This window comes from Rhizobium sp. P1_E1 (assembly GCF_056406015.1).
Genome location: NZ_JBFUAY010000353.1, coordinates 1 through 3,288 on the forward strand (window position 1 = coordinate 1; position 3,288 = coordinate 3,288).

The window sequence follows — 3,288 nt, forward strand, 5'->3', positions numbered from 1 at the left end:
TCAACACCCATCTCGGCCTTCGCGGCCGCGAGCGCATCCGGCAGATGACGACGCTGCTGAACTCGGGCTGGCTGCGCGGCACGGCGGACGAGCCTCTTCCCACCATTCTCTGCGGCGATTTCAACGCCATTCCGTCATCAGCGACTTACCGACTTGCCACGCGGTCATTGAAGGACGCCCAGCTCGCAGGCGACGCCGCGCCGAGAGCGACCTTTCCCTCCCGTTACCCGCTGATGCGCCTCGACCACATCTTCGTCAGCGACGATCTCATCGTCAAGCAAGCGGCGGTCCTGCAAAACCGCCTGACAAGGGTTGCCTCTGACCACCTCCCTCTGTTTGCCGAAATCGGTTTCGCCTGATCAGTCATCGCTGCTGACGATTTTCACCTGGCGAACTTCCGGTTCATCGCCGCCGCCACCAACGGCAACGCCGTCGTCGCCACGGCACCCAGAGGCAGTCGCCTGATGCCCCTCGTGACGACGAAGGTCGCCGCCATTGCGGCTGCCAGCTTGAGCCAGGGCTGATTGCCGAGCTGCGCATGAGCGCTTGCATCGGCCCATCGGACGTTCTCTGTAACGACGGTCGCGGCCTGTTGTTGGATCACGTGAAGGCGAGCGCGAAGGTTTTCGATCTCTTCTCTCAGTTCTCGCAGCCGGCCTTCGAGGGCATGACCATCGGAGACCAGGAGAGGTTCCTCGACGGTGCCTTCAACCGGGGCATGACCACCGAGCGTGGCAATATACGCCCGATACTCGGCCTCGCTGGCAAAACCCTCACGTCTGATGAGATCAGGGTTGATATTCGCCTCTTCGAAGGAGGCCGGTGCGGTTTCCACACCGTCGCGCATACCCTTGTCTGTGCCGATGTCCCCGCGTTCGTCCTTGAACATGATGCGTCTCCAGTTGTTCCTGGCGATAGAACGCCCGACGGCTCAGAAGGATGCATCGGCTGCCCGCCCTCGGGCTGGACAAAATGCTGGTTTCGGCGAATATTGAAACGAATATTTCACGAGTTGTGCAGTATGAAATATTTATTCCACTGATGCGTCATGCGTCCGGCAGGGATTATGTGCAGAGCCGGTTCGAGGGGACCGGTATCTTCACCCGAGATTGATTGTCTGCTTCAAGCCATTTCCTTCCGACGGATCTAGGAATTTCGGAAGGTCAAGAGGAGGGGCGAGCAGCCGTTGGTTGCGAGCAAACCCGTGGCTGCCGCCTCAGGCGGAAGGAGGATTTCACTCGAAGGGAGGCGATCTGCAACAGCCCTGCGCCAAGGCGCCGCAACGAGACTGTGAGCCGAGGAGGGACTCATGTTGGGAAGGCTGTTGTCACGTGTTCGCATCCAGACGCAGGTGATGGTGTTCATCGTTCCCTTCGTCTTCAGCATCATGGCCGTGGGTGCGACCGGTTTTTATGCGTCGAGCTTGCTTCAGGGGCGGATGGATATTTCCAATTCCGTTCTGCAGTCGTTGAGCGGATTTCGCGATTTGTCGGCCGCGATGGGCGAATTCCTCGCCAATGCCACGCAAGAAAACCGCGATGTTGTCACCCGCAAACTTGCCGATCAGCGCGTTCTTCTGAAATCCGGCATCGATAGGCTCACCGCGGATCGCGGCGGTCAGCAGGAGCTGGAGCAAGCGCTGTCTTCCATCGACGGAATTTCGGCCCGCATGGATACACTGTGGCAACTTCAGGAAACTCGGTCGGCGCTCTTTACCGATCTACAGAAGGCGCAGAGCGTCGTCGTGTCGTCCCAGACGGATATCGTTGAAGGCTCCAAGGTCCTCCAGCGCGCCGCCGACATGCAGGAAGATGAAGCCCGCAATACGTTGGGCGATGCACAGCGCATTTCGGACTTCGCCTCCTTCGCCCAATCGCTAAACGACAAGGCTCAAGCCGCCGCCCCTATCGGCGGCCCCGATATGGAGGAACTCACCCGGCAGCAGCGCATCGTGGGAATGGCGCTCGGCGGCGAGGCACCGGAAGCCAAAAAGGCGATTGACGATGCCATTGCTTCGTTGAAGCCGCTTGTCGAAGCCTCCAGCCAGACCGAGGAGCGTACAGCCGGTCTCAGGAATGCGACGAGCCATATCGTCGGCAGGCTGCCCGAATTGCAGGAGGTCGCCTCACGGCGCGTGAAGGCGGTTACGGATAAGGCGGCCGAGACCGCCAAAACGGTCGAGCGCGCCAAAACCAGCCAGAGAGACGGCCAGAAACTCACGACCTCGGCTTACGTGATTCAGATCGTTATGGCGAAACTGACCTTGGCGCCAACGGACGCCAATCTCCAGCGGCTTTCGCAGGAAATCGCGGCTGTCAGAAAGGGCCTGGACACGCTGATTTCCAATGCCGGCGGTGTCGCGCAGTTCGATAATCTCAAAGCCAAGCTTCTGCCGGCGCTGGACAAAATGCAGAAGGCTGCCACCGACCTCGTTCGCATCAGCGCGCAGCGCCAGGACGAATTCCATTTGGCCGCGGCCGACGTGGACCGGATGTGGTCTCAGTTGACTGCATTCGCCGAAGTGCAGCGGCAGAATGCTGCTGAGGAACGCGCGGATGCCAATTCGATGTCCCTGGGAACGACGATCCTCGGCGTGGTGATCGCAATCCTCGCAGGCGTCGGGCTGACCGTTACGCTCAAGGGGCCGATCAATCAGATCACCTCGGCTATGAGGCGCTTGGCGGACGGCAAACTCGAAACATCCATCGTCGGTGACAGCCGAGCCGATGAAATCGGCGATATGGCCCGCGCCCTGGGCGTATTCAAGAATAATGCCATCGCCAAAGTCGAGATCGAGGAGCGTAGCGAGGTCGAGCGATCGAGGGCCGAGGAGGAGCGGCATCGCAATGATGAAGAAAAACGCACGGTCGAAGAGCAGATAGACTTCGCGGTTACGGCGCTGGCGGAAGGTCTCGGACGTCTGGCACGGGGCGACATTTCTCAGACGATCGCAACCCCCTTCTTCGGCCGATTGGAGCAGCTTCGTAACGATTTCAACTCGTCGCTCCTCCGGCTGCAGGAAACGATCGACCAGATCCGCACCAACACCCGGATGATCGAAGGGAACGCCGGTCAGATGGATCTTGCCGCGAACGATCTTGCGCGGCGCACCGAACAACAGGCCGTCGCACTCGAAGAGATAGCCGCAGCTATCGAAGAGATCACTACTACGGTTCGTTCGTCGGCGGCCTGCGCCGATGATGCCCACCAGATCATCACGGACACCAAACAGGTGGCCGATTCGTCATCCCAGGTCGTTGCAAGCGCCATCGACGCGATGGGCAAGAT

The 3,288-nt window shown here is 60.0% G+C and carries 4 protein-coding genes; 2 read left to right on the forward strand and 2 right to left on the reverse strand.

Annotated features, from left to right (window positions below; genetic code table 11):
• A partial coding sequence (locus tag AC1D1Z_RS35510; protein WP_477853474.1) for an endonuclease/exonuclease/phosphatase family protein occupies window positions 1-359 on the forward strand: 359 nt, incomplete at its 5' end.
• A 23-nt stretch (window positions 360-382) separates the two neighbouring features.
• Here AC1D1Z_RS35510 and AC1D1Z_RS35515 read toward each other — a convergent pair.
• Together AC1D1Z_RS35515 and AC1D1Z_RS35520 are read right to left on the reverse strand one after the other, a co-directional pair.
• Window positions 383-889 (reverse strand): hypothetical protein, encoded by a 507-nt coding sequence (locus AC1D1Z_RS35515; RefSeq protein ID WP_018245869.1) that lies wholly within the window; start codon window positions 887-889, stop codon window positions 383-385.
• Between the two features lie 438 nt (window positions 890-1,327).
• Complete coding sequence (locus AC1D1Z_RS35520; protein WP_477853477.1) at window positions 1,328-1,636, reverse strand: hypothetical protein; 309 nt, start codon at window positions 1,634-1,636, stop codon at window positions 1,328-1,330.
• A 321-nt stretch (window positions 1,637-1,957) separates the two neighbouring features.
• Between AC1D1Z_RS35520 and AC1D1Z_RS35525 the strand changes: the two genes are divergently transcribed.
• On the forward strand, window positions 1,958-3,288 hold a 1,331-nt coding region (locus AC1D1Z_RS35525; RefSeq protein ID WP_477853479.1), incomplete at its 3' end, for a HAMP domain-containing protein.